Source organism: Serratia sp. CY38905 (assembly GCF_052168875.1).
Classification (GTDB): domain Bacteria; phylum Pseudomonadota; class Gammaproteobacteria; order Enterobacterales; family Enterobacteriaceae; genus Serratia; species Serratia sarumanii.
Genome location: NZ_JBJNLV010000001.1, coordinates 41,038 through 66,328, shown reverse-complemented (window position 1 = coordinate 66,328; position 25,291 = coordinate 41,038). Strand labels below are relative to the sequence as shown.

General features: G+C 58.1%; 28 protein-coding genes. 11 read left to right on the top strand and 17 right to left on the bottom strand.

Going from position 1 to position 25,291, the window contains the following annotated elements:
* Positions 1–43: 43 nt before the first annotated feature.
* From ACJ8MK_RS00425 to ACJ8MK_RS00410, 4 genes are all read right to left on the bottom strand, one after another.
* On the bottom strand, positions 44–1,435 hold the full coding sequence (locus ACJ8MK_RS00425; protein ID WP_033653910.1) for an L-cystine transporter: 1,392 nt from the start codon (positions 1,433–1,435) through the stop codon (positions 44–46).
* Positions 1,436–1,616: 181 nt separating this feature from the next.
* Positions 1,617–2,165, bottom strand: a complete 549-nt coding sequence (locus ACJ8MK_RS00420; RefSeq protein WP_033638305.1) for a metal-dependent hydrolase — start codon at positions 2,163–2,165, stop codon at positions 1,617–1,619.
* Between the two features lie 422 nt (positions 2,166–2,587).
* Positions 2,588–3,253: a hexitol phosphatase HxpB gene (gene hxpB / locus ACJ8MK_RS00415; RefSeq protein WP_060420804.1), complete on the bottom strand. Its 666-nt coding sequence runs from the start codon at positions 3,251–3,253 to the stop codon at positions 2,588–2,590.
* 64 nt (positions 3,254–3,317) lie between these two features.
* Entirely contained in the window at positions 3,318–4,598 is a 1,281-nt protein-coding gene (locus tag ACJ8MK_RS00410) for an HdeD family acid-resistance protein (RefSeq protein ID WP_033653912.1), read from the bottom strand.
* A 185-nt stretch (positions 4,599–4,783) separates the two neighbouring features.
* On the opposite strand from ACJ8MK_RS00410, the gene ACJ8MK_RS00405 reads away from it, so the two are divergent.
* Positions 4,784–5,344 (top strand): YniB family protein, encoded by a 561-nt coding sequence (locus ACJ8MK_RS00405; RefSeq protein ID WP_033638308.1) that lies wholly within the window; start codon positions 4,784–4,786, stop codon positions 5,342–5,344.
* A 35-nt stretch (positions 5,345–5,379) separates the two neighbouring features.
* On the opposite strand, the gene ACJ8MK_RS00400 is transcribed toward ACJ8MK_RS00405, so the two are convergent.
* The 6 genes from ACJ8MK_RS00400 to ghoS form a co-directional block, all read right to left on the bottom strand.
* Positions 5,380–6,249: a fructosamine kinase family protein gene (locus tag ACJ8MK_RS00400; protein WP_033642864.1), complete on the bottom strand. Its 870-nt coding sequence runs from the start codon at positions 6,247–6,249 to the stop codon at positions 5,380–5,382.
* Positions 6,250–6,488: 239 nt separating this feature from the next.
* A complete protein-coding gene (locus ACJ8MK_RS00395) occupies positions 6,489–7,343 on the bottom strand; it encodes a metal ABC transporter permease (RefSeq protein ID WP_442517426.1) in 855 nt (284 codons plus the stop codon).
* Entirely contained in the window at positions 7,343–8,203 is an 861-nt protein-coding gene (gene yfeC, locus ACJ8MK_RS00390) for an iron/manganese ABC transporter permease subunit YfeC (protein WP_033638311.1), read from the bottom strand. The genes ACJ8MK_RS00395 and yfeC overlap by 1 nt, the downstream gene beginning before the upstream one ends.
* Positions 8,203–9,093: a manganese/iron ABC transporter ATP-binding protein gene (locus ACJ8MK_RS00385; protein ID WP_033638312.1), complete on the bottom strand. Its 891-nt coding sequence runs from the start codon at positions 9,091–9,093 to the stop codon at positions 8,203–8,205. The genes yfeC and ACJ8MK_RS00385 overlap by 1 nt, the downstream gene beginning before the upstream one ends.
* Entirely contained in the window at positions 9,090–10,034 is a 945-nt protein-coding gene (locus ACJ8MK_RS00380; protein ID WP_033638313.1) for a metal ABC transporter substrate-binding protein, read from the bottom strand. Before ACJ8MK_RS00380 ends, ACJ8MK_RS00385 begins: the two co-directional genes overlap by 4 nt.
* A gap of 131 nt (positions 10,035–10,165) precedes the next feature.
* Positions 10,166–10,465, bottom strand: coding sequence for a type V toxin-antitoxin system endoribonuclease antitoxin GhoS (ghoS, locus tag ACJ8MK_RS00375; RefSeq protein ID WP_033638315.1), 300 nt, complete (start codon positions 10,463–10,465; stop codon positions 10,166–10,168).
* Between the two features lie 109 nt (positions 10,466–10,574).
* Here ghoS and ACJ8MK_RS00370 point away from each other — a divergent pair, with 109 nt between their 5' ends.
* From ACJ8MK_RS00370 to ACJ8MK_RS00345, 6 genes are all read left to right on the top strand, one after another.
* Positions 10,575–11,240, top strand: a complete 666-nt coding sequence (locus ACJ8MK_RS00370) for a transglycosylase SLT domain-containing protein (RefSeq protein ID WP_004931439.1) — start codon at positions 10,575–10,577, stop codon at positions 11,238–11,240.
* A gap of 307 nt (positions 11,241–11,547) precedes the next feature.
* Positions 11,548–12,273, top strand: a complete 726-nt coding sequence (locus ACJ8MK_RS00365) for a gluconate 2-dehydrogenase subunit 3 family protein (protein ID WP_442517425.1) — start codon at positions 11,548–11,550, stop codon at positions 12,271–12,273.
* Positions 12,274–12,275: 2 nt separating this feature from the next.
* Positions 12,276–14,057 carry a GMC family oxidoreductase gene (locus tag ACJ8MK_RS00360; protein WP_442517424.1) on the top strand — a complete coding sequence of 594 codons (1,782 nt, stop codon included), beginning with the start codon at positions 12,276–12,278 and terminating at the stop codon, positions 14,055–14,057.
* A 12-nt stretch (positions 14,058–14,069) separates the two neighbouring features.
* Positions 14,070–15,407, top strand: a complete 1,338-nt coding sequence (locus ACJ8MK_RS00355; protein WP_033638319.1) for a c-type cytochrome — start codon at positions 14,070–14,072, stop codon at positions 15,405–15,407.
* A gap of 257 nt (positions 15,408–15,664) precedes the next feature.
* On the top strand, positions 15,665–16,948 hold the full coding sequence (locus tag ACJ8MK_RS00350; RefSeq protein ID WP_033638320.1) for a serine/threonine protein kinase: 1,284 nt from the start codon (positions 15,665–15,667) through the stop codon (positions 16,946–16,948).
* Positions 16,949–17,098: 150 nt separating this feature from the next.
* Positions 17,099–18,232, top strand: a complete 1,134-nt coding sequence (locus tag ACJ8MK_RS00345; protein ID WP_033646319.1) for an ABC transporter substrate-binding protein — start codon at positions 17,099–17,101, stop codon at positions 18,230–18,232.
* 36 nt (positions 18,233–18,268) lie between these two features.
* On the opposite strand, the gene ACJ8MK_RS00340 is transcribed toward ACJ8MK_RS00345, so the two are convergent.
* Positions 18,269–18,958, bottom strand: a complete 690-nt coding sequence (locus ACJ8MK_RS00340) for a MarC family NAAT transporter (protein WP_033646318.1) — start codon at positions 18,956–18,958, stop codon at positions 18,269–18,271.
* A 384-nt stretch (positions 18,959–19,342) separates the two neighbouring features.
* On the opposite strand from ACJ8MK_RS00340, the gene ACJ8MK_RS00335 reads away from it, so the two are divergent.
* The 3 genes from ACJ8MK_RS00335 to ACJ8MK_RS00325 all read left to right on the top strand — a co-directional run bounded on the left by ACJ8MK_RS00335 (position 19,343) and on the right by ACJ8MK_RS00325 (position 22,804).
* A complete protein-coding gene (locus tag ACJ8MK_RS00335) occupies positions 19,343–20,392 on the top strand; it encodes a CAP-Gly protein (protein WP_103798608.1) in 1,050 nt (349 codons plus the stop codon).
* Between the two features lie 239 nt (positions 20,393–20,631).
* On the top strand, positions 20,632–21,255 hold the full coding sequence (locus ACJ8MK_RS00330) for a hypothetical protein (RefSeq protein WP_442517423.1): 624 nt from the start codon (positions 20,632–20,634) through the stop codon (positions 21,253–21,255).
* Positions 21,256–21,601: 346 nt separating this feature from the next.
* Complete coding sequence (locus tag ACJ8MK_RS00325; protein ID WP_043147321.1) at positions 21,602–22,804, top strand: tyrosine-type recombinase/integrase; 1,203 nt, start codon at positions 21,602–21,604, stop codon at positions 22,802–22,804.
* Here ACJ8MK_RS00325 and ACJ8MK_RS00320 read toward each other — a convergent pair.
* The 6 genes from ACJ8MK_RS00320 to ACJ8MK_RS00295 all read right to left on the bottom strand — a co-directional run bounded on the left by ACJ8MK_RS00320 (position 22,768) and on the right by ACJ8MK_RS00295 (position 24,869).
* Entirely contained in the window at positions 22,768–23,016 is a 249-nt protein-coding gene (locus tag ACJ8MK_RS00320; RefSeq protein WP_072010253.1) for a hypothetical protein, read from the bottom strand. The two genes, ACJ8MK_RS00325 and ACJ8MK_RS00320, sit on opposite strands and share 37 nt — an antisense overlap.
* Before the next feature lie 191 nt (positions 23,017–23,207).
* The gene (locus tag ACJ8MK_RS00315) at positions 23,208–23,846 is read right to left on the bottom strand and encodes an MT-A70 family methyltransferase (protein ID WP_442517422.1); all 639 of its coding nucleotides are present in this window, start codon (positions 23,844–23,846) and stop codon (positions 23,208–23,210) included.
* Entirely contained in the window at positions 23,843–24,031 is a 189-nt protein-coding gene (locus ACJ8MK_RS00310; RefSeq protein ID WP_442517421.1) for an ANR family transcriptional regulator, read from the bottom strand. The genes ACJ8MK_RS00315 and ACJ8MK_RS00310 overlap by 4 nt, the downstream gene beginning before the upstream one ends.
* 2 nt (positions 24,032–24,033) lie before the next feature.
* Positions 24,034–24,426 carry a hypothetical protein gene (locus ACJ8MK_RS00305; protein ID WP_442517420.1) on the bottom strand — a complete coding sequence of 131 codons (393 nt, stop codon included), beginning with the start codon at positions 24,424–24,426 and terminating at the stop codon, positions 24,034–24,036.
* A 2-nt stretch (positions 24,427–24,428) separates the two neighbouring features.
* Positions 24,429–24,638, bottom strand: a complete 210-nt coding sequence (locus tag ACJ8MK_RS00300; protein WP_072265302.1) for a ParE family toxin-like protein — start codon at positions 24,636–24,638, stop codon at positions 24,429–24,431.
* A 12-nt stretch (positions 24,639–24,650) separates the two neighbouring features.
* Positions 24,651–24,869, bottom strand: a complete 219-nt coding sequence (locus ACJ8MK_RS00295; RefSeq protein WP_442517419.1) for a hypothetical protein — start codon at positions 24,867–24,869, stop codon at positions 24,651–24,653.
* Positions 24,870–24,943: 74 nt separating this feature from the next.
* On the opposite strand from ACJ8MK_RS00295, the gene ACJ8MK_RS00290 reads away from it, so the two are divergent.
* Positions 24,944–25,192: a hypothetical protein gene (locus ACJ8MK_RS00290; protein WP_308351960.1), complete on the top strand. Its 249-nt coding sequence runs from the start codon at positions 24,944–24,946 to the stop codon at positions 25,190–25,192.
* Positions 25,193–25,291 lie beyond the last annotated feature (99 nt).

Genomic DNA, 25,291 nt, shown 5'->3' with positions numbered 1-25,291 from the left:
AAAAACCGGGGAGAATCCCCGGTTTTTTCGTTTTGAGACGGCGTTAACGGTGAGCCAATTCGACTTCGTCTTCGCTGTCCATCACGGTTTTGTCGGTTTGCTTCATCAGCTGGCTGGTGATGGTGCCCGCCGCCATGGAGCCGTTGACGTTCAGCGCGGTACGGCCCATGTCGATCAGCGGTTCGACCGAGATCAGCAGCGCGACCAGCGTCACCGGCAGGCCCATCGCCGGCAGCACGATCAGCGCGGCGAAGGTGGCGCCGCCACCCACGCCCGCCACACCGGCGGAGCTGATGGTGACGATGCCGACCAGGGTGGCGATCCACACCGGATCCAGCGGGTTGATGCCGACGGTCGGCGCAACCATCACCGCCAGCATTGCCGGGTAGAGGCCTGCACAGCCGTTCTGGCCGATGGTGGCGCCGAACGACGCCGAGAAGCTGGCGATGGATTCCGGCACGCCCAGGCGACGGGTCTGCGCTTCCACGTTCAATGGAATGCTGGCGGCGCTGGAGCGGCTGGTGAAGGCGAAGGTGATCACCGGCCACACCTTGCGGAAGAATTTCAGCGGATTAACGCCGGTGAAGGCCAGCAGGGCGGCGTGAACCACGAACATGATGCCCAGGCCGATGTACGAGGCCACCACGAAGCTGCCGAGCTTGACGATGTCGTGAATGTTGGAACCGGCAACCACTTTGGTCATCAGCGCCAGCACGCCGTACGGCGTCAGTTTCATGACCAGACGCACCAGCTTCATCACCCAGGCTTGCAGGGTGTCGATAGCCACCAGCACGCGCTCGCCTTTCGGCTTGTCGTCTTTCAGCAGCTGCAGCGACGCCACGCCGAGGAAGGTGGCGAAAATCACCACGCTGATGATCGACGTCGGGCTGGCGCCGGTCAGATCGGCGAACGGGTTTTTCGGGATGAACGACAGCACCATCTGCGGCACGGTCAGGTCGGCCAGTTTACCCACGTAGTTGGTCTGGATTGCCGTCAGGCGCGCGCTTTCCTGCGCGCCCTGCACCAGGCCTTCGGCGGTCAGGCCGAACAGGTTGGTGACCAGTACGCCCACCAGCGCCGAGATCAGCGTGGTGAACAGCAGCGTGCCGATAGTCAGGACGCTGATTTTGCCCAGAGAAGAGGCGTTATGCAGCTTGGCCACCGCGCTCAGGATCGAGGCGAACACCAGCGGCATGACGATCATTTGCAGCAGCTGCACATAGCCGTTGCCGACGATGTTGAACCAGCTGATGGATTCTTTCAGTACCGGGTTGTCGGAGCCGTACACCAGCTGCAGGCCCAGGCCGAACACCACGCCGACCACCAGGCCGACCAGCACTTTTTTCGCCAGGCTCCATTGCTTGTGGCGGGTTTGCGCCAGCAGCAACAGGAGCGCGACAAACACCAGCACGTTAATCACGAGCGGAAAATTCATCCCCAATGTCTCCAATCATCTTTCTTATAAAAACGACTACGCATCACGTATGTCGCGATGTAAATATCGTAACAGTTTGCCGGGTGGCCTACTTATATCCAAATGGAATTTAATATAGCTTTTTGTGTGTTTTTGTTCGTTTTATATACATTAAGGTGATTGGTTGAGCGGATTTTTGTGATCAGGGTCTAATATTTCTGATTTGCTCGACATAGGATTGCACCGGCAGGGTGAAATCACCTTGCCAGCAGATGGCAAACGCCACCAGGCATAGACACAACACACGCTCCAGCTGGTTGCCCTTTTGCGAGTTGAGCAGCGGCAGGCGAAAACGCCAGCGGCACGGCCACAGCAGCGGCACGCCGGCGGGGGTGAGCATATCGGCCAGCAGATGGCTGAAGTAACCGATGATCATGGCGTGCAGCGCGTCGGCCGGGATCGGCCAGCTGCGCGGCACGTCCAGCTGGAACAGCGCCATGCCGCCGGCGATCGCCAGCAGGCTGTGGGTGAAACCGCGGTGGCCGAATGCGCGGGCGATGGGAATGGCGAGCCAGCGCAGACGCTGGCCCAGCACCGACTTGGGGTGATCGATGTCCGGCAGCAGCGAGGTCAGCAGCGCGGCGGGTATGATGTGCCACCAGTCGCCGGTAGCCAGCTCTGGCGTCACTTCCGCCTTCTTGGCGAAGATCGCGCAAGCGACAGAGAATATAAGGTGTCCTTCCGCGGTCATGCTGTTGCGATTCCGGCTGGTAAACTGTTAATTTATCCAGTATATGGGAAAATTCCCAGTAGTGGAAGCAGTTACCCTGTAACCAATTGTTTATTTTCCCCTGTTTTACAACGGGTTGTTACGGCAATGCGTAACAAATCATCGATTTTGACCGGTGAGAATTAACGGCGGGCGATGGGCGGTGGGGAACGGAAAGAAACGAGGGCTGTTGTTTGGCGTGCGGCGGGAGGAAGCGGCGGCCTTGAACAGCGCTGCGTGGCAGTGACAACGCTCCGCGGGCCGTCGCTTTCCCTGCCGCCCAGCATAATAATAACAACATGCCAATTCAATAATAATGAAACACTGTTTCGTTTGTTTTGCGGCGCGGAACCCCTTTATGCGCAGAGCGGCAAAGCCAGGGCGCCGGTGGCCGGCGCCGCAGGTCAGGCAAAGTGGGCGGGGGTGAGCTGTTCCAGGGTCTCCAGCTGGTGGTCCGCCAGCGCCCAGCGCGGATCGTGGCGGTATTCGGCGGCCGGGATGACGATGGAACGCATGCGCGCGGCCTTGGTGGCGATCATGCCGTTAAAGGAGTCTTCCAGCGTGATGCAGCGCAGCGGATCGCTGCCCAGGCGCTCGGCGGCGATCAGGTAGACCTCCGGATGCGGTTTGCTATACGGCAGGTATTCGGCGGAAACCAGCTGATCGAAGTAGCCCGCAAGATCGAACATCTTTAGCACCTGCCGTTGCATGTGCAGCGGCGAGGCGGAGGCGAGGCCGATGTTCAGCCCCTGCTCGCGGCACAGCTCCAGCGCCTGCCGGACGCCCGGCAGCAGCGGGCGCGTCTCGTGCACCAGCTCGATGGCGCGTTCGATAATCCGCGCCGACACCTCATCGAGCGATACGCCTTGCCACGGCATCGCCTGGTACCACATTTTCACCACCAGATCGATGCGCAGCCCCAGGGTGTCCGGCAGCTTGTGGCGATCGGACAGATCCAGACCCAGCGCGCCGAAGATATCCAGCTCGGCCTGCAGCCACAGCGGTTCCGAGTCGATCAACAAGCCGTCCATATCAAAAATTGCGGTTTCAATGCGTTGCGAATAAGCCATTAACGGTTAACTCCTGCCGGCGCGGGTGAATGTGCCCGATACTCTATCATCGCCGGTGGTGAGACTAAAATCTTTGCCTGCGCGTTTGGCTTTTGCCAAAGCGAAGGATATTCCACACCTCGCGTAATTTTAACCACCAGCGTTGGTGTTGGCGCTCGGTGACCTGTTGCAACATGCGGGCATAGTCCAGCACCAGTCCCGGCGTCCAGGTCATGCTTTCGCCACGGCTGCGCAGCACCGCCAGCATCCACAGATTGGGATCCAGCACCAATAACAGAAAACGGCGCCACAGATGTTTATCGCCCAGCACGCCCTCCAGCGCGCTGTCGAGTGCGCCGATGACCGTGGTGGAGCAGTTGCGCCGAGTCAGGTTGTAAGTCGCGTCCTGCCGATACCGCCGCCAGAATGCGCGCAGCGCCGCCGGGTTATAGCGATAGAACTGAATTTTCTTGTCCGGCGGGCACCAGGCGGCGATCTCGCCCGGCAGGTCGGGCAGGAAACGCCCGTCGACGTTGTTCTGTTCGCCGGCATGCAGCAACTGGCGGAAATCCTGAACGGAATGGCTGATGTCGTTGAGCGGGTAGTGACTGATATACACATCCGGCGCGAGCGCCAGGGCGGCATGACCGGTGGAGATATTGCCGCCGCCGTCGACCGCCGCGATGTATCGGTCGACGATGTAACGCCGGCGTGGATCTTTAGCCGCACCAATCGGTGTCCAGACATACACCGTGAGCGGCGTAGCCTCGTCCGCCGGGGGCGGTGGCTGCCGCGCGGGGTGCTGATTCAGAGAGAAGCTTGCCAGCCTCCGGGCGATACGCAATAAAGCCCAGCCGGAAAGCACCATCATCACGCCGAGGCAAAAGGGCACCGTCATCCGGTGCGGCGCCGGCCAGCCGACAAAAATCATCAACGAAAGCAGGATCTCGCCGCCGCCCGCCAGCGCCACGGTTTTCCATCGACTGTGTTGAATCACCGTGGAGGAGGCGATGCGCACGGCGCCGTCAAGCAGCAGCGCGCTGCCAAACACCACGGTGGCGACGATGTTATCGTCTGCGGGCACGTCCAACATTAAAAAGGCCATAAACACGAAGCCCAGCCCCTTCAGCAGCACCGGTCTGCTGGCGGAAGAGCCAATCACCAGCGCGGCGGATATCGCCACCAGCCCCTCCAGCGCCAGGATGACCGCCAGCGCATCCAGCGCCAGCACGGATCGGCCATCCTGCAGTATGTCGAACAGCACCAGCGCCCCTGCGGCTATCCACAGCCAACCGAACAGCACCAGCAGGCGGCGCTGGCCGTGCAGCGCCTGCGCGCCCAGCAATAAGATAATCAGTCGAATCATGGCGGCCTCTGCCCGAATGGATAACTTTATCTCTTCAATGATAGTGCCCCGACGGCGTTAAGCAGTTGATTTCGGCGAATTCGGCTAAGCTTGTAGCACAGCGGGAATGAAGAAAACGGTGGGCGAGCTTCGCCAACTGCAGGTAGACTTAGCCGATTCGGTTACGTCGCTAACAAGGGGAACACATGACGTATCAACAGGCCGGGCGTATCGCCATTTTGAAACGCATTCTCGGATGGGTGGTTTTTATCCCGGCGTTGCTGTCGACGCTGATTTCCGTGCTGGGCTTTGTCTACCAGCACAGTGAAAAAACCAAGGGCATCAACGCGGTGATGCTGGATTTTGTCCACGTGATGGTGGACATGGTGCGTTTCAATACGCCGTTCCTGAACCTTTTCTGGTACAACTCCCCGGTGCCTGACGTGGATAAAAGCCTGTTCAGCGGCGCCAATCTGATGTTCATCATCATCTACATACTGATCTTCGTCGGGCTGGCGCTGCAGGCTTCCGGCGCGCGCATGTCGCGCCAGGTCAAGTTCATCCGCGAAGGGTTGGAAGACCAGATGATCCTGGAGCAGGCCAAGGGCAGCGAAGGGCACACGCGCCAGCAGCTGGAGGAGCGCATTACGCTGCCGCACCACACCATCTTCCTGCAATACTTCCCGCTGTACATCCTGCCGATCGTGATTGCGGTGATCGCCTGGTTCGTGATCCGCCTGTTGGGGCAGTTGGCCGGCGCGGCCTGAGGCATGAACGGGGCGCCGAGCGGCGCCCCGGAACGTTACGACGCCTCGGGCTGCAACAGCGCCTCCACCGCGCGTTGCGCAGCCACCAGATGCTGGCCGCCGAACAGGTTGCTGCGGTTGAGCAGGTAGTACAGCTGATACAGCGGCTGGCGCTCGATAAACCCGGCACCCAGCGGCCACACGCTCTGATAGCCGTCGTAGATCTGCGGCGGCAGCTCCGGATACAGCGGCAGCATCGCCAAATCGCACTCTCGGTCGCCCCAGTAACTGGCCGGGTCGAACAGAATCGGCCCGTTGGCGGTCATCGCGCAGTTGCCCGGCCACAGGTTGCCGTGCAGCAGGGAAGGCTGCGGCTGGTGGTGCTGCAAGCGCAGATACACCCGATCGACGATGTCGTCGATATCGCCGAAGGTCATGCCTTTCTCCGCCGCCAGCTGCAGCTGCCAGCCGATGCGCTGCTCGGCGAAGAATTCCGACCAGCGGCGCTGCCAGGCGTTGGGTTGCGGGGTGGTGGTCAGATCGCTGTCGAAGTCGAGACCGAACTGCGGTTGCTCGCTCCACTGGTGCAGATGCGCCAGCTGCTGGCCCAGGCAGTAGGCGCCGTGGGCGTCGAGGGGTTTCAGCTGCTGATACTCCAGCAGCAGGAAGCTGTAGTCGCGATCGCTGCCGACGCCGTACACTTCCGGCACCCGCACGCTTTTGCTGCGTGCCAGCAACGCCAGCTGATCGGCCTCGGCGGTGAATATCGGCAGTTGTTCACGGGCGTCGCATTTCACGAACACCTCGTTGTCACCGTAACTCACGCGCCACGCCGGGTGAATGTCGCCCCCGGGCAGTTCAATCCTTTCGCGTATCTCTGCGCTGCCAAGATGTTCACTTAACAGACGGCTAACGGCTTGCCACATGGTATCTCCCCCTCTGTGCTGCCTGATAATTCATTAGGTTAGCGTCTTTCCCGTGGTGAAAACACGACGCGGCGCACAGCCGGCGTCAAAGGCGGCGATTTTTTCAGCGTCTCGCCAGCTCAAAGTATATACCCTATTGATTAATTTAAGCGCAATACCGGTTGCAACTTGATGACAACAACGCAATGAGCGGGGGCAGGCGATGCGGCGAGCAGAGTGCATCGCCGCATCGGAGGGGATTAACCGCCGGTGAGGGCGGTTTGGTTACGCTGTAACGAACGCAGCTTGCTGTACAACAAGGCGATAACGAACAGCACGGCCTGTACGATGACGATGCAGGGCCCGGTGGCACCGTCGATGTGGAAGCTGATCAGGGTGCCAAGCACGCAGGAGAACACCGACACCACCGTCGCCACCACCAGCATGCGTTCGAAGCGGCGGCACAGCATAAAGGCGATGATGCCCGGGGCGATCAGCATGGCGATCACCAGGATCACCCCCACGGCCTGCAGCGAGGCGACGATGGTCATCGCCAGCAGGCACAGCAGCCCGTAGTGCAGCAGCTTGACCGGCAGGCCAATCACCCGCGCATGATGCGGATCGAAGCAGTACAGCATGAAATCTTTGCGCTTGAGCAGCACCACCGCCAGGGTGATGCCGGCGATCAGCAGTGTTTGCTTCAGCTCGCCGTCGGTAATGCCCAGCATGTTGCCGAACAAAATGTGGCTCAGGTGCTGGTCGGTATCGATGCGCGAGAACAGCACCAGGCCGAAGGCGAACATGCCGGAGAAGACGATGCCCATCACCGTGTCTTCTTTCACCCGGCTGTTCTCTTTCAGGTAACCGGTGGCTACCGCGCAAAAGATGCCGGAAAGGAAGGCGCCGATCGCCAGCGGAATGCCGACCACGAACGCCACCACGATGCCGGGCAGCACCGCGTGCGAGATGGCGTCGCCCATCAGCGACCAGCCTTTGAGCACCAGATAACAGGAGAGCACGGCGCACACCACGCCGGTGACGATGGCGGCGACGATCGCCCGCTGCATGAACGGGTAGGCGAAGGGTTCGCTGAGCAGTTGATACAGGGTGTCCATCAGCGGCCTCCGGTTTGCGAATGCGCCACGCGGCGCCGGGACGCCAGCAGGCCGTGTTTCGGCGCGAAGAAGAACGCCGCGAGGAACACCAGCGTTTGCAGGGTGACGATCACCCCCCCGGTGGCGCCGTCGAGGAAGAAGCTCAGGTAGGCGCCGATGCCGCTGGTCAATGCGCCGATGATGATGGCGATGATCACCAGCCGGCTGAAGCGATCGGTCAACAGATAGGCGGTAGCGCCCGGCGTGATCACCATAGCGATCACCAAAATGGCGCCGACGGTTTGCAGCGCGGCGACGGTGCAGGCGCTGAGCAGGGTGAAGAACAGGATCTTCAGCCGCAGCGGCGACAGGCCGATCGACACCGCGTGGCTTTCGTCGAAGAACACCGCCAGCAGGTCTTTCCACACCAGGCACAGGATCAGCAGCGAAACGCCGATGATGATTTCCACCTGCAGCACGTCTTCGTCGGCGATGCCGAGGATGTTGCCGAAGATGATCGACTGCACGTTGACCGAGGTGGGGTTGAGCGACACGATCAGCAGGCCGACGGCGAAGAAGGTGGAGAAGATAAAGCCGATGATGGCGTCTTCGCGCAGCCGGGTGATGTGGCGCACCAGCGTCATCGCCAGCGCCGCCAGCATGCCGGTAAAGAAGGCGCCGGCGGCGTAGGGCAGGCCGAGGGCGTAGGCGCCGGCCACGCCGGGCACCACCGAGTGCGACAGCGCATCGCCCATCAGCGACCACCCTTTCAACATCAGGTAGGCGGACAGGAACGCGCAGGCGGCGCCGACGATGGCGCTGACCCAGATGGCCTTCACCATGTAGTTATAACTGAAAGGTTGCAGCAGAAGGTCCAGCATCAGGATTGTTTCTCCCTGGCCTGGCTGTTGGCCGGCGGATCGCTCTTGGTGTGGCCGTAGAACACCGCCGGGCGCTCATCGTCGGTCAACACCGTAACGGTGCGCGGATCGTTGTCATCGTGCAGATCCGGGCCGGAGAGGTTGATATGGCGCAGCACGCCGCCGAACGCCTGCTCCAGATTACTCTGGGTGAAGGTGGTTTCGGTCGGGCCGGCGGCCAGCACCGTGCGGTTGATGAGGATCACCCGATCGCAAAACTCCGGCACGCTGCCGAGGTTGTGGGTGGAGACCAGGATCAGGTGCCCCTCGTCGCGCAATGCGCGCAGCAGATCGATAATGGCATTCTCGGTTTTCACATCCACGCCGGTGAACGGTTCATCCAGCAGCAGCACGGTGCCCTGTTGCGCCAGCGCGCGCGCCAGAAACACGCGCTTCTTCTGGCCGCCCGACAGCTCGCCGATCTGCCGGCCGCGCAGCTCGCTCAGGCCGACGCGCTCCAGCGCCTTGTCGACCCGCAGCCGATCCTCGCGCGACGGAATGCGCAGGAAGTTCATCTTGCCGTAGCGGCCCATCATCACCACGTCTTCCACCAGCACCGGGAAGTTCCAGTCGACGTCTTCGGTCTGCGGCACGTAGGCGATCAGATTCTTTTTCAGCGCCTCCGCCACCGGTTTGTCGCTCAGCGACACCCGGCCGGCGGTGGGCCTGACCAGGCCCATGATGCTTTTGAACAACGTCGACTTGCCGCTGCCGTTGACACCGACCAGCGCGCAGATCGAACCGCCGCTCAGGGTAAAGCTGGCGTTGTGAATGGCGGTGTGTCCGTTGTTGTAGGTCACTGTGACGTCGTCCACGTTCAACTCAGGGCGGACAAACGGTTCATGGGTCATTGATCGAATCCTTTGGCGATGGTTTGCACGGTGGTGTTAAGCAGGTCGATGTAGGTCGGCACCGGACCGTCGCGGGTGGACAGCGAGTCTACGTACAGCACGCCGCCGTATTTGGCGCCGGTTTCTTTCGCCACCTGTTTGGCCGGCTTGTCGGAAATGGTGCTCTCGCTGAACACTACCGGAATATGGTGGGCGCGCACTGCGTCGATCACCCGGCGCACCTGCTGCGGCGAGCCTTGCTCATCGGCGTTGATCGGCCACAGATAGACTTCTTTCAGCTGATAGTCCTGCGCCAGGTAGCTGAAGGCGCCTTCGCTGGTCACCAGCCAGCGCTGTGCGGCCGGAATGCGCGCCAAGCGTTCGCGCAGCGGGGCGTCCAGCGCGCCGATTTTCTCTGCGTAGGCTTTGGCATTGCGGTTATAGGTTGCCGCGTTGGCCGGATCGTGCTCCACCAGCGCTTTGCGGATGTTCTCGATGTATACCAGCGCGTTGCTCGGCGACATCCAGGCGTGCGGATTAGGGTTGCCGTTATACGGCCCTTCGCGGATCGGCAGCGGGGTAATGCCTTCGGTGACTACCGCCGCCGGCACCTGCTTGATGTTTTCGAAGAAACGCTGGAACCAGCGTTCCAGGTTCATGCCGTTCCACAGGATCAGGTCGGCGTGCTGCGCTTTGACGATATCGCGCGGGGTCGGTTGATAGTCGTGGATCTCGGCGCCCGGCTTGGTGATGGACTCTACCACGGCGGCATCACCCGCCACGTTCTGGGCGATGTCCTGAATGATGGTAAAGGTCGTCACCACGCGCAGCTTTTTTTCCGCCAGCGCGTTTTGGCTGACCAAGGCGGCGCCGAGCAGCAGGCAGGCGAGCGTGAAAGGGCGTAACAGTGTGGCAGCGCGGAAAGGGCGACTGCGACGAAAAGCGCAACTTATCAATGGCATGATGACGTCTCCTGGTTCAAATGAAAATGATTATCAATATCAATTGAAGCGAAGTCAAGCGTCACTTGCCCACCGCCGGCGGGGTACATCTCCAACTGAAAAAATAATACCCTCCGGGAAGTTATAGCATTTTATGTATCAGTATGTAACCGCTGAAGGTAGTCCTTACAGGCGCATATCGCCACCTCCGGCTGTTTTCCCAATGCCAACTGGCCGAACCCCTGTGCCAGGCGCTGTACATCCTCTTGATCCAGCGCGGTTATGAACGCAAAACTGTTGCTGCCGAGCTCATGGTGCACGCCATTTTCGTCTGTCACCGACGTGACAAAACCTTCGCGCGTCAATTGCCCGGTCAGCTTCGCCAGGTCGGTTAATCCCTCTTCCTGATAGCGAAAAGTCACCACAAAGCAGTTTGTTGCAGATTGACTCATAAATCACCTCTTGGTATATGGATAGCTTGAGATTAGCCCAAAAAATTACTGCAGGTGTCCTTACAAGTTGTATATGCTACGCAACTCATTGAAAGGAGTGAGGGATTCTGTGAAAACAAAAATAGGTTGCCTTACGGCAATTTTGCTTTTGTCGGGGTGCGCCAAAGATCCGCAAACGGCAAGCAATATTTCAGGCAGTGGCACAACGCGCGGCGGTTGGTTAAAACCCCCTCCGCAGGCACCGGTAAACCGCACAGGCACGCCGGTTGCCTATAACGATTACATTCGTCAGGCCGCCAGCAACTACGGCGTTGACGAAACGCTGATTAAAGCGATTATTCAGGTGGAGTCCGGGTTTAACCCGAACGTGGTCAGCACCTCGAACGCAGTGGGATTGATGCAGCTTAAGGCTTCTACCGCCGGCCGCGACGCCTATCGCATGAAAGGAAGAAGCGGGCAACCCAGCTCGCGTGAGCTGAAGGATCCGGCGGTCAATATTGATCTGGGAACGGCCTATATCAATATTCTTCAAAGCCAGCAGCTAGCCGGGATCAACAACCCACAGACTTTGCGTTATGCCACTATCGTTTCGTACGTGAACGGGGCGGGCGCCATGTTGCGCACCTTCTCATCGGACAAGCGCGTGGCGGTCAATCGCATCAATCAGATGAGCCCGGATGAGTTTTATCAGCACATCCAGAAAAAGCATCCGGCGCCGCAGGCACCGCGCTATTTGTGGAAGGTGACCACCGCCTATCAGGCGATGTCGCAGTAACCCTCTCTCTTGTCTAATCGGCCGCTGAATGCGGCCGATTTTGTTTCCGGCACCGTTCCAGCGCGCGAGCTGCTTCTCATTTTTCGTTATTTCCTCACCGCTTATCGGAAAAACCGCACGAAAAGTTAAATTTACGTTAGCAGATAAATCTTTACGTTCATTCAATAAGTTACCGGTAACATTTTTGCGCTTGGATGCATTCTGACCTTCAATAAATATACAAATAAGTAACAAATTATTTTAAAAACCCGTATCGATCGCAAGGTTGCGGTTAAATAGTTGTGACTATCTTTGGATGGAATGTGACATGTCGAATCATAAAACCAACAATTCGCGGCGCGATTTCTTGTTGAAATCGATGACCTTAATTCCTGCGGCGGTAATTGGTGGCAGCGGCGTTGGCGCGCTGACGGCACCGACACCGGCGGTCGCGGCCTCGAACACCTCAACGCAGAACGATTACCAACCGACCTTTTTCACCCCGGAAGAGTGGGCCTTCATCAAGGCCACCGTGGCGCGCCTGATCCCGGCCGACGAGCGCGGCCCCGGCGCACTGGAAGCCGGCGTGCCGGAGTTTATCGATCGCCAGATGAATACCCCGTACGCCACCGGCGCCATCTGGTACATGCAGGGGCCGTTCAACCCCGATGTGCCGAAGGAGATGGGCTATCAGCTGCCGCTGGTGCCCAAGCAAATCTACAACCTCGGCATCAGTGACGCCGACGCCTACAGCAAGAAAACCGCCGGCAAGCCCTTCGCCGAACTGGATGGCGCGCAGCAAGACGCCATGCTGCAAAAGTTCGAGTCCGGCGAGGCGGAGTTCCCGCAGCTGCCGTCGAAACTGTTCTTCTCCTATCTGCTGCAAAACACCCGCGAAGGTTTCTTCAGCGATCCCATCCATGGCGGCAACAAAGACATGGTGGGCTGGAAGCTGATTAATTTTCCGGGCGCGCGCGCCGATTTTATGGACTGGGTTGAGCGAGGGGAGCGTTATCCCTTCCCGCCGGTCTCGATTCGTGGGGAGAGGGGCTAAGCATGGCAACGGTAATGAAAAAAGTAGACGCGGTGATCGTCGGCTTCGGCTGGGTGGGCGCGATCATGGCCAAAGAGCTGACCGAAGCCGGCCTCAACGTGGTGGCGCTGGAGCGCGGCCCGATGCGCGATACCTATCCGGACGGGTCTTATCCGCAGGTGATCGACGAGCTGACCTATAACATCCGCCGCAAACTGTTCCAGGATCTGTCGAAAAGCACCGTCACCATTCGCCATAACAGCAGCCAGACCGCGGTGCCTTACCGCCAGCTGGCGGCGTTCCTGCCGGGCACCGGCGTCGGCGGCGCCGGTTTGCACTGGTCGGGCGTGCATTTCCGCGTCGATCCGATCGAACTGCGCATGCGCAGCCACTATGAAGAGCGCTACGGCAAAAACTTCATTCCGAAGGACATGACCATCCAGGACTTCGGCGTGACCTACGACGAGCTGGAACCGTTCTTCGACAAGGCGGAGAAAGTGTTCGGCACCTCCGGCACCGCCTGGACCATCAAAGGGCAGAAAGTGGCGCAGAAGGGCGGCAACCGCTTTGCGCCGGATCGCTCCGACGATTTCCCGCTGCCGGCGCAGAAAAATACCTACTCCGCCCAACTGTTCGAGAAGGCGGCGCTGGAGGTGGGTTACCACCCTTACAACCTGCCGTCCGCCAACACCTCGGATTCTTACACCAACCCGTACGGCGCGCAGATGGGCCCGTGCAACTTCTGCGGTTTCTGCAGCGGCTACGCCTGCTACATGTATTCCAAGGCCTCGCCGAACGTCAACATCTTGCCGGCGCTGCGCATGGAGAAACGCTTCGAGCTGCGCACCAACGCCAACGTGCTGAAGGTCAACCTGACCGACGACAAGTCCCGCGCCACCGGCGTGAACTACGTCGATGCGCAGGGGCGCGAGATTGAACAGCCGGCCGATCTGGTGATCCTGGGCGCGTTCCAGTTCCACAACGTGCACCTGATGCTGCTGTCCGGCATCGGCAAGCCTTACGATCCGGTGACCGGCGAGGGTGTGGTCGGGCGTAACTTCGCCTACCAGAACATGACCACCATCAAGGCGTTCTTCGATAAAGACGTGTTCACCAACCCGTTTATCGGCGCAGGCGGCAACGGCGTGGGCGTGGACGACTTCAACGCCGACAACTTCGACCACGCCAAAGAAGGCTTCGTCGGCGGTTCGCCGTTCTGGGTCAACCAGGCGGGCACCAAGCCGATCTCCGGTCTGCCGACGCCTCCGGGCACCCCGGCCTGGGGCAGCAAATGGAAAGCGGCGGTGGCGGATGCTTACACTCACCACGTTTCGATGGACGCCCACGGCGCGCACCAGTCGTACCACAACAACTATCTGGATCTCGATCCCAACTACAAGAACGTCTTTGGCCAGCCGCTGCTGCGCATGACGTTCGACTGGCAGGAGAACGACATCAAGATGGCGCAGTTCATGTACGACAAGATGGCGCCGATCGCCAAGGCGATGAACCCGAAACTGATTGCCGGCAGCCCGAAAAACGCCAACAGCCACTTCGACACCACCAGCTACCAGACTACCCACATGAACGGCGGCGCGGTGATGGGGGAAGATCCGAAGACCAGCGCGGTCAACCGCTATCTGCAGAGCTGGGACGTGCACAACGTGTTCTCGATCGGCGCATCGGCCTTCCCGCAGGGGCTGGGCTACAACCCGACCGGCACCGTGGCGGCGCTGGCTTACTGGTCTGCCCGCGCCATTCGCGAGCAGTATCTGAAAAACCCAGGCCCATTGGTGCAGGCATAAGGACGGCGAACGATGAAAGCATTTGTACCGGCACTGGTTCTCAGTGCAGTGAGTTTTTCCGTTTGGGCGCAGGACGCCACCGTCAGCAGCGAGCTGATCAAGCGCGGTGAATACCTGGCGCGCGCCGGCGACTGCGTGGCCTGCCACACCGACGGCAAGAGCGGCAAAACCTTCGCCGGCGGCCTGGCGATGGAGACGCCGATCGGCACCATCTACTCCACCAACATCACGCCGGACAAGAAAACCGGCATCGGCGATTACAGCTTCGAGGATTTCGACAACGCGGTGCGTAAGGGCGTAGCCAAAAACGGCAGCACCCTGTATCCGGCGATGCCGTACCCGTCGTTCGCGCTGGTGAAAGAAGACGACATGCGCGCCATGTATGCCTATTTCATGCACGGCGTGCAGCCGGTGGAGCAGGCCAACAAGGATTCCGACATCCCGTGGCCGCTGTCGATGCGCTGGCCGCTGAGCATCTGGCGCGGCATGTTCGCGCCGTCGCCGGCGGACTTCGTCGCCGACGCCAAGGCCGACCCGATCATCGAGCGCGGCCGTTATCTGGTGGAGGGCCTGGGCCACTGCGGCGCCTGCCATACCCCGCGCAGCATCACCATGCAGGAAAAAGCGCTGAGCAACAGCGAAAGCGACGATTACCTGTCCGGCAGCAACGCGCCGATCGACGGCTGGGTGGCTTCCAGCCTGCGCGGTGATAACAAGGACGGCCTGGGCAGCTGGAGCGAAGCCGAGCTGACCGAGTTCCTGAAAACCGGCCGTAACGACAAGGCGATCGTATTCGGCGGCATGAGCGACGTGGTGGAGCACAGCCTGCAATACCTGAGCGATGACGATCTGACCGCTATCGCACGCTACCTGAAATCGCTGCCGCCGAAAGACGGCAAGCAGCAGGCGGCGCCGGTCGAAGACAGCGTGGCCAAGGATCTGTGGCGCGGCGACGACAGCAAGCCCGGCGCGGCGCTGTATGTCGATAACTGCGCGGCCTGCCACCGCACCGACGGGGTGGGCTACAAGCGCGCCTTCCCATCGCTGAAGGGCAATCCGGTGGTGCAGACCGAGGACGCGACCTCGCTGATCCACATCGTGCTGACCGGCAACACCACGCCGGCGGTGCAGGGGGCGGTGTCCAACATCACCATGCCGCCGTTCGGCTGGCGTCTGAACGATCAGCAGGTAGCGGACGTGGTGAACTTCATCCGCACCAGCTGGGGCAACAGCGCCAAACCGGTGAGCGCCTCCGACGTGGCCGACGTGCGTAAAGACCGCTCGATGATCCGCGACGAGAAGGAGATGGGCAGCGCCGAGGTGCCGGACCATCCGGACGCGAAGAAGTAAACCGTTTAAGGGCTCCGCAAGGGGCCCTTAGTTTTTACTGGGTGCGCCGGTTTTTTCAGCATTTTCTGTTCGCAAATCGTTCGTTCGGCCGATAAAACATAGACCCGCAACGGATTTTTCATTATCCTTTGCCGTCCTTTCATCAGGCGCAAGTATGAAATATCGCTTTAATTCACTGATTATTATTAAAAAATTCGCGGAGAAGGATATCCCGTTAGGCGCAATCGTTGGCGCCGCAGATTAAGGTAGACTGTCTCATGAGTACGATTTCTCCCGATTCAGGCACGCTGACGGCCGCTCAGCCCGCCAAATGGAACAAAACCGACACCGTCTGGATGTTCGGTCTCTATGCCACCGCGGTGGGCGCCGGCACGCTGTTCTTGCCGATCAACGCCGGCCTGAACGGCCCGCTGGTGCTGCTGTTGATGGCGCTGTTCGCTTTCCCGCTGACCTATTTGCCGCACCGCGCGCTCAGCCGCTTCGTGCTCTCCGGCTCCAGCCGCGACGGCAATATTCACGATGTGGTGGTCGAACACTTCGGCGTACTGGCCGGCAAAATCATCATGATGCTGTATCTGATGGCGTTTTTCCCGATCGTGCTGGTGTACAGCATTTCGATCACCAATGCGCTGGACAGCTTCCTGATCCACCAGTTCCACGTGGCGCCGCTGCCGCGCATCTGGCTAAGCCTGGCGGTGGTGGTGGTGCTCAATCTGGTGCTGCTGCGCGGCAAAGACAGCATCGTGGCGGCGATGGGCATGCTGGTGTTCCCGCTGTTGGTGTTCCTGATGGGCATTTCGCTGTACCTGATGCCGAGCTGGAATACCGCCAATTTCGTTCACGGCCTGGCCGCCACCCGCTTCGACACGCCGGGGCTGTGGCATTCGCTGTGGCTGGCGGTGCCGGTGATGGTGTTTTCCTTCAGCCATGCGCCGATCATCTCTTCCTTCGCCTCGACCCAGAAGAGCCTGTATGGCGATAAGGCGGAACGCCGCTGCGCGCGCATCATGCGCTACAGCTATGTGCTGATCTGCGTCACCGTGCTGTTCTTCGTGTTCAGCTGCGTGCTGAGTTTGTCCCATGAAGACATGCAGCAGGCGAAAGATCAGAACATCACTGTGCTGACCACCCTGGCCAACAAGTTTTCCAACCCGCTGATCGCCTATCTCGGCCCGGTGATGGCGATGCTGGCAATGGCGAAATCCTATCTCGGCACCTCGCTGGGGGTCACGGAGGGGGCGACCAGCCTGATCGACGGCGTCACGCGCGCGGTCGGCAAACCGCTCAGCTCGCGCATGACGCACCGCATCTCGGCGGTTTCGCTGTTCCTGCTCACCTGGGCGGCGACGGTGTGGAACCCCAGCGCGCTGCACATCATCGAAACCATCAGCGGCCCGCTGATTGCGGCTATCCTGTTTATCCTGCCGATGTACGCGGTGCGCGCGGTGCCGGCGATGCGCAAATACCGCGCGGCGAGCAACGTCTTCGTGCTGGTGATGGGCCTGATCGCGCTGTCGGCGCTGATTTACGGCCTGGTGTGATCCCCTGGGCGCGCCACCTTCGGCGCGCCTCTCAATCCTGCGTTACACATCCCTTTGCAATTAATCGTCGGGTTGCCGGGCGTTATCTTTGATAATGCAAGCCATTCTCATTAGTATTTCCTGATTGCGTTCATGACTAAGGAGTCTTTCGTGCACCGTCGAATCACTTTGCCGGCGCTGATTTGCGCCGCCTTACTCGCCTCTCCGGCGATGGCCACCACCTATCCGCTGACCCTGACCGACACCTCCGGCCAGACGCTCACCCTCCAGCAAGAACCGAAACGTATCGTGGTGCAGGACGGGCGCGACATTCTCACGCTGGCGCTGCTCGATCGCGCCAACCCGTTCGGCCGGCTGGTGGCCTGGAATAACCTGCTGAAGAAAAGCGACGCGGCGACCTGGGATATCTTGCAGAGCAAATGGCCGGCGGCGAAAAACATCATCGATATGGGATTCAGCGACAAAGGTGAAGTGAATCTGGAGAGCGTGATCGCCAAGCGGCCCGATCTGATGATCGCCCAGCTGCGTTCCAAACCTTCGCTGAGCCAAACCGGCGTGCTGGATAAGCTCAAGGCGCTGAACGTGCCGGTGCTGTTTATCGACACCATGCTCAAGCCGGTGGAAAACACGCCGAAAAGCGTGACGCTGCTGGGGGAAACCCTCAACCGGGAAAGTGAAGCCAAGCAATATACCGATTATTATCAGCAGCATTATCAGGCCATTCTGGCCAAGACGCAGGCGGTGGAACCCAAGCCGCTGGTGTTCTTTGAAGCCAAGGCCGGCCTGAACGGGCTGGAGTCCTGCTGCTTCACCCATGCGCACGTCGGCTGGGGCGCGTTGGTGGAAGCGGTCGGCGCGCGCAACATCGGCTCTGCGCTGTTGCCGGGCGCGACCGGCGACGTGGCGCTGGAAAAGGTGATCGCCATGAAACCGGATGCCTACATCGTTTCCGGCTCGCAGTGGGCCAGCAAGACCAACGCCGCGGTGCCGTTCGGCTATGGCGTCACGCAGCAGCAGGTGGATGAGGCTTTCAATCGCATGAAACAGCGCCCGGGCTTCGCGCAGGTGTCGGCGGTGAAAGAAGGGCGGTTCTACGGCATCTACCATAACTTCTACAACCATCCGTACAACATTGTCGGGTTGGAGTATCTGGCGAAGTTTATCTATCCGGCGCAGTTCCCGGATCTGGATCCGGCCAAGACCTACAGCGAGATCCTCAGCCGCTTTACCGAAGTGCCGGAAGGCAAGGGCATTTTGGGCGCGCAGGCGCCGACGGGGAAATAACGGCAACGGGCGCGACGACGCGCCCGTTTTTGATCTTTAAGCGGCGGCCGGCGTATAGGTGGAGATGATCTCCAGCACGCCGTTGATGATGAACTGCACGCCCATGCACACCAGCAGGAAGCCCATCAGGCGCGAGATCGCCTCGATGCCGCTTTTCCCCACCAAGCGCATGATGGCGCCGGAACTGAGCAGGCAGCCCCACAGGATCACCGCGACCGTCAGGAAGATGGCGACCGGCGCCACCGTCAGCACCCAGGGTTCAAAACCCAGCGTGTTATCTTTGACGCTCGAGGCTGAGCTGATGATCATCGCGATGGTGCCCGGCCCGGCGGTGCTCGGCATGGCGAGCGGCACGAAGGCGATGTTGGCCGAGGTCTTATGGCGCAGCTCGTGCGACTTGCTCTCCACCTCCGGCGCCTCATCGGCGCTTTGTTGCGGGAACAACATGCGGAAACCGATGAAGGCGACGATCAGGCCGCCGGCGATGCGCAGGCCGGGGATCGAAATACCGAAGGTGTTCATCACCACCTGCCCGGCGTAAAACGCCACCGTCATGATGCAGAACACATAAACCGAGGCCATCAGCGACTGCTGATTACGCTCTTCGCGCGTCATATTGCCGGACAACCCGAGCAGCAACGCCACCGTGGTCAGCGGGTTGGCCAGCGGCAACAGCAGCACCAAACCCAGTCCGATGGCCTGGAATAACTGCAAAATACCCGTCATAAAAGAGACTCCCTGTGCAACGTTCAAGCCGCCACGCGGCGGCCCATGAGCTGAACAGCCTAGCCTGCCGTGCGCCTGGCGGCAATGGGGACAGCTCGTAACGTTCATTAACCGACGGCCGGCGTTTCATCACTGCCGTTGCACTCGCCGGCGAGCTTCGGTCCATCCTCGCACCCCAGTGGCGCTTCATTGACCGCAATCGCCCGCGGCACCGAACGCGAGCCAAAATGCACCCGCCCATACAGCGTCGTTAATACTGGGCACATATTATTAATTATTTTTAACTGTTTTTACCGTTTAACCGCTTAAGAGATTAAACACTTCTATACTGGTAAGGCTTTGTGGCATTTCTTCATAATCGAAAAGCTTAAAAGGAGTTTTACTATGGAAGTGGCAAAAGAATGGGTAGCGGCGAAAAAAATCTCCTGGGGCAGCGTCATCGGTGGTGTGATCACCGTATTGGCTGTTTCACTGTTGCTGTCGACGTTGGGCACCAGTTTGGGGTTTTCCATCGTGGATCCGACATCAGACGATCCGATCAACGGAGCCGGTACCACCGTAGTGATTTGGTCCGCTGTTTCAATCATCATTAGCTTGGCTGCCGGCGCTTTTATTGCCGGACGTTTGGCTGCTAATGACGGCCTTATTCATGGCTTCCTGGTATGGGCTACGTCACTGATTGTGGCGGCGGTGCTGGGTGGAATGCTGGTCGGGTCTGCAGTGAAGGCCACCGGTAATGCGCTGGGTGCTATCGCTTCGACCTCTGGCAGTTTGCTTTCCGGCGCCGGTTCCGCGATTGGCAATGGGGCAACCGGGTTGGCAGACGTGGGCGGTAAGGTGTTTGACAAGTTGGGTATCGACACCACGTTGGAACCTGAACAGCTGCATGGTGATGTGGTTACGGCGCTCAAAAAAAGTGGTATTCCGTCATTGCAGCCTGAATTCATGCAGCAACAGTTGAATGCGGCCAAGACTGATTTGGCAGACGCAGTAAAAGCCCTGGCACTTCAGCCTGACAATAGCGATGCGATTATTAAGCAACTGGTCGACAAGCTTAAAAAACATGGTGAGGCCATCTCGCAAGATGTGGATCAAGACACACTGAAAAAAGCTCTGGTTGAAAATACCAATATGACGCCGCAGGAAGTGGACCAGACGGTGAAGAATTTGGTCGACGCCAAAAATAAAACTGCGCAGCTGGTTAATCAGCGTTTGGATGAAGCCGAAGCAAAAATCAATCAGGCAAAACAGGAGTATGCTGAGCTGAAACAGAAGGCGCGCGAACAGGCTGCCGCGGCTGCGGACGAATTGTCTCGGGCTGCCCTGTGGTCATTCTTTGCGTTGTTGATTGGCGCAGTGGTCAGTGCATTAGCAGGCTTGTGGGGCGTTAACACCAATGCCCGACGTGTAACCGTATCATCTCCGCAGGCGTAATCTCCAGGCTCGTTTGCGCGTCTCGATGATATAGGGATGAGAGCCTGAAATACCGACGACGATGAAATGACAGCCAGGAAAGACTGGCGCTTACCCCGGCCATGTGCCGGGGTTTTTATTGTTTGCGGCGTGATTAATGACCACCTTAATCGCTGTGTAGGGTATTAGGCATCAATTGCCACGATCCCTGGGGACAGGTGGATAACATAGATGCGCTGTAAATAATAATGAGTGTGATTATGAAACAAGAACTGCATATTTTGCTGGGGAAAGCCGTTGCCTTTCTGCTCTACTGCGCTTTTTTGGCGGTCTTGGTCGGCCTGGTATTTATCGACGTACACTGGCTGCATAATTTCGTGCATGAAACCTCGCTGACCGAAGCGGCGCAGGAGCTGTTGCTGCTCGCCATCTCCGGCGGTTTCTTCGCCGTGGCCCGGCGGCAGGCTGAACGCCGCTCCGCCTGGATGCTGGTCGGCGGTTTCTTTCTCTGCATGCTGATCCGCGAGATGGATTTCGCCTTCGATGCGCTGTGGCACGGCGCCTGGGTGTGGTTCGCGCTGGCGGTAGCCTTGGCCTGCCTGGTGCATGCAGCGCGGCACATCGCGGCGGCGGTGCGCGGCCTGGCCTATTTCGTGACGCATCCCGCCTACGGCATGATGTGCGCCGGCCTGCTGTGCATTTTGGTGTTTTCACGCCTGTTCGGCATGAGCGCGCTGTGGCAAACGCTGATGCTGGACGGCTACAACCGGGTGGTGAAAAACATGGTGGAAGAGGGTTGCGAACTGCTGGGCTACGGCCTGTGCCTGCTGGCCACCCTCAGCTACATGAAAACCGTTTTTGCGCCGGCTGACGCGAAAGCGTGAGGGCGGCGCTTTATTTATCCGGAACAATTTTAGTGATACTATTCGCTTAGCCGAATGTGGCTGAGAAGGTATGCGTTCCATTCTGTATACCCAGTGAGGTTTCAATCTGGCAATTGTGGGCGAGATCTGAAACCTGGCTGACCAAACCCAAAATCCAATTTTCGTACTGCATGTGATCTGTCGTGTAAGCAATGCTCGGCAGTTCACGTGATTCCATTCTGTTTCAAATCCCCCCATCAACTCACTGTGGTGCTTGAAAAAGCCCTTGGCTAGTGATTCAATCCGTTTCATGTGATTTCAATCCAAGCCACTAAAATTGTGTACATACCTGTGTACATAATTGGAGATGTACACAGTGCTCACCGATGCCAAACTCCGCAAGCTTAATGGAAAACCCATCCCAAAACTGATCGAGATGCCTGACGGCGGCGGTCTGTCTATCCGTATAACCCCACTTGGGCTGATTGTCTTCCAGTACCGATACCGGTACGCAGGTAAGGCACGCCGCATGACGCTTGGAAGTTACGACGAAATTTCGCTCAAAGAAGCGCGCGATATGGTTCAAGAGGCCAAGCGCGTCTTGGCCGAAGGGAAAGACCCCATCACAGTTAAATCCATGACGCTGGAGGAGATCGCCGGCGCAGCTTCTGTGAAAGACTGTCTATCTCATTGGACGGCCAGCGCTCAGGCTCAGCGCCTTGTGAAATTGAAGTATTGGGAGAGGGCTTTTGAGCGGCATGTAATCCCATATGTAGGCGATATGATTGTCGATGAAATGCAGATATCCCACTGGCAGCCAATTTTCAAAAGGATGAGAACGAATGGGGCGGAAACCTTTGCTGGGATCATGCTTTCAAAGCTAAAGCAGGTGTTTTCGTATTGCCTGAGAACGGAGAAGATTCGCGTTAATCCGATCGCCGCATTGAGAATTAGCGACGTTGGAAAACCTGTTGGCGTGGTTAAACGGTATTTCAGTGATGATGAAATAGGAGTTTTTTGGTTGGCTCTTGAAGGTTCCCGGATTGTTCACCAGAACAAGATATTCATCAAATTGTTGCTGCTTACAGGGTGTCGGGGAGTTGAACTAAGGAAGGCAAAGAAGGGTGAGTTTGATGTGAAAAACAGAACGTGGCGCGTTCCTGCGGAAAATTCAAAAACACGCCAGCCGTTTGTGAGAGGACTATCAGGGGATGCCGCAAAGCTAATTGAGGAGGCTATGTCGCTATACCCGAACATATCGCAATTGTTCCCGCCGGCGATTGTGCAGGGCGATCGCCCTATGTCAGCAGGTGTTCTATTGAACATGGCGGAACAGCTTAGGAATGAGATGGGAGTTCATGACTGGGCAATGCATGATCTACGCCGCACCGCAAAAACTAAAATGAGCGAATTAGGGATTGAGCCCCACGTATCCGAAAAGGTGCTGGGGCATAAACTCGGTGGAGTTCTGGCGGTATATGACCAGCATTCATATCTCAAAGAGCAGCAAAATGCGCTGGATATTTGGGCCGCTCATGTAGCGTCCTGCGTTTCATCAATGAGGCCTTGAGCGCGGAAAAATCGTATCACGTCGCAATATCTATACTGCTCGCCGCCATGGATTGGATTCGTGCCAGGCGCTGGTTTAGGGAACGGTGTACCAGCCTTTTCCCACTGCTTTTTCCTGCGCCAAAAGGTGGTTCGTGATATACCGCCCAACTGCTGCTGTATACCTTCGCGGGTGATCAATACAGGCTGAATTGGCAGGTTGTTTTTAGTCATGGATTATCTCTCTGTAAAACGCCCATTCAGCATGCCGATCGTGTAGTTGAATCGCGGCAAGGAAATGCCGAGCAGTTCGACCTGTGCGAAATGCTTCATGATGATAGGGCGGGATAGGGTGTCGAAAGGGGTTTTCGGGTGTTGCTTAATCGCGGCGTGGAGTTCGTCGTTACAGCGTTTCGCTACTGATCTTAGAGCGTTTTGCTGAACGCTGCCGGCAGCAATTGCAGGCTGTTTACTGGGCATTGATTCCCCCAATGATCCCAGCCTGGCGCATCGCCACGGCTGAATAGTTCGATTCGTGACACGTCGCCGTATAGCAGCTCAAGGCGCCGGCGGACTTCCCAGGGTTTCGCGCTGTGCTCGCCGAGACAGCTGAACACAACCTGTTTTACTGAGGCGCTGGCGCGCTCGATGCCCTGGCCGCGTACGGCGATCAACACGTCTTCGGAGTTGGCGCGGGTGTAATTGCCGCCATTCATTCGGGTTTCGGCATTGAGCATGTCGAGCAGATCGGAGAAGTCGAAGATGGTTTGCTGCAGCAGCGCCTTGTTGAAGCGCAGTTCGGCTTGCTGGTTCAGCTTCACCCAGGTGAACGCTTTCATCGTTCTGACGCTGAATCCCCAGGATTCGGCCAGTTCGATCGCCTCCTGGCTGTGGTTGCCGGTGTACCACATTGCGAGCACGCTATCAGGAGCAGCAATAGCCCATACCGGCAGACGCTTCAGGTCTGCCATGCTCATCGTGCTGTAGTGATTGCCGGCGGCGCCATTGCTGATCGTGTTGCCGTAACTCCACGGCGGATCTGCATAGATGAGTTGATAGGTCATTGAGCGTTACCCCAGCAGCGCGCGGCCGCGTTGACGCAAAACTCTATGCGGACATTAACCCACACGACATCCACAGCCCGCGCCTCATCGAACGCCTGGCGCCACTTCTCTGCAGCATCTGCGAAATGGGCGCGTCGTTCTGCCTCGGCCGCCTGATGGGCCAATGATTTGTATTTGAATGACATGGCTATCCCCGGGAACAGTAGGCGCGCTGGTGGGTTACGGGGGCAAGCAACTGGTTAAACAGCTGCATGAGTTGGATTCTGCGAACAACCTCCGGAGGCTCACTGAGTAAATAGCTGTCGGTAAGTTTTGCGATGGCCCCTCTTGGTTTTTTCCTTGCATAACGCTGGTACAGCGGATCAACAGACAAGACCTTCAGAGCGCGGACGTTCGCTTTCACATAGGTGATTTCGCATTGAACATATGGGGAGCTTGTGAGAGAAAACCGCAGATTTGAAATCCTTTCCGGGGTAATTCCCTCATCAGGAAATTTCTTCTGCAGCATAGAGATATGCTCATCACGGATATAGAAACCGCCGTCTGCGATGAGGAACAGAATCAGATCGTAATTAGTCATAGTTAAATCCTGATTTGGTTGTTGTAGCGCTCATGGCTCATGACTTCCCATGAGTTGCCGTTGTCTTTTGACAGCAATCGCCAGCAGCGGGCCACTGGCAGCGTTAAATGCTTATGTTGGTATGTCCGGTTGGGTTTCTTTTTGCCCTCCCTGTAGGCGCATAGAACCCCCTCAGCTTTGATGCTGATTCGTTGCGGAATTCGTGGTTTCATATTTTCGGTGGGTTATTTGGTGATTGGCGCCCAGCATGCGGATCGGATGCCAGGGCGGCGGACTTTCTCAACGGCGTTTTCTTTTTCCAGCTTGATCAAGCGCTGGCGGATAGCTTTACCGGTCATGCCATTGTAGCCGGCACAGCGGAGGAGGCTTGCGACAGAATCCGGCGTGGAGCCGGCAATGCTGAGCCGCGAGATGATTTCGTTATCGTCGGGTATCAATACCATGAGTTTTCATCTATTAGTTTATGTAAGTCCCTATGTAGGGGCTTATCAACATCCATACTTTGAGGAAGGTAACCATGCGTGGAACAGTCATTGCAGCAAAAGAAATTGATTTTCAAGGAGAACGATGCTGCTATCTGGTTAAGTTTGGAGAGCATGAGTATGCAGTTTTAACTTCACCTAATGATTTAGTTCTGCAGGCTGGTGATGAACTACATAACGAAAAAGGTTATTGGTATTCAGAAGCTTTCGCAGGCTTACAGGTTGGAAATTTCAACTTGAAAGATAAGAAGAATGCAGAGGCTGAATACGATGAACTAATTTAGCTATTATCTTGTGCTTTGAGTTAGCAACCCGGCCTTTTTCAGTGTTTTCTTCAGTTGTTCGCGCAATTGCTGATTTCCTTGATACTTCACAGCGGTATC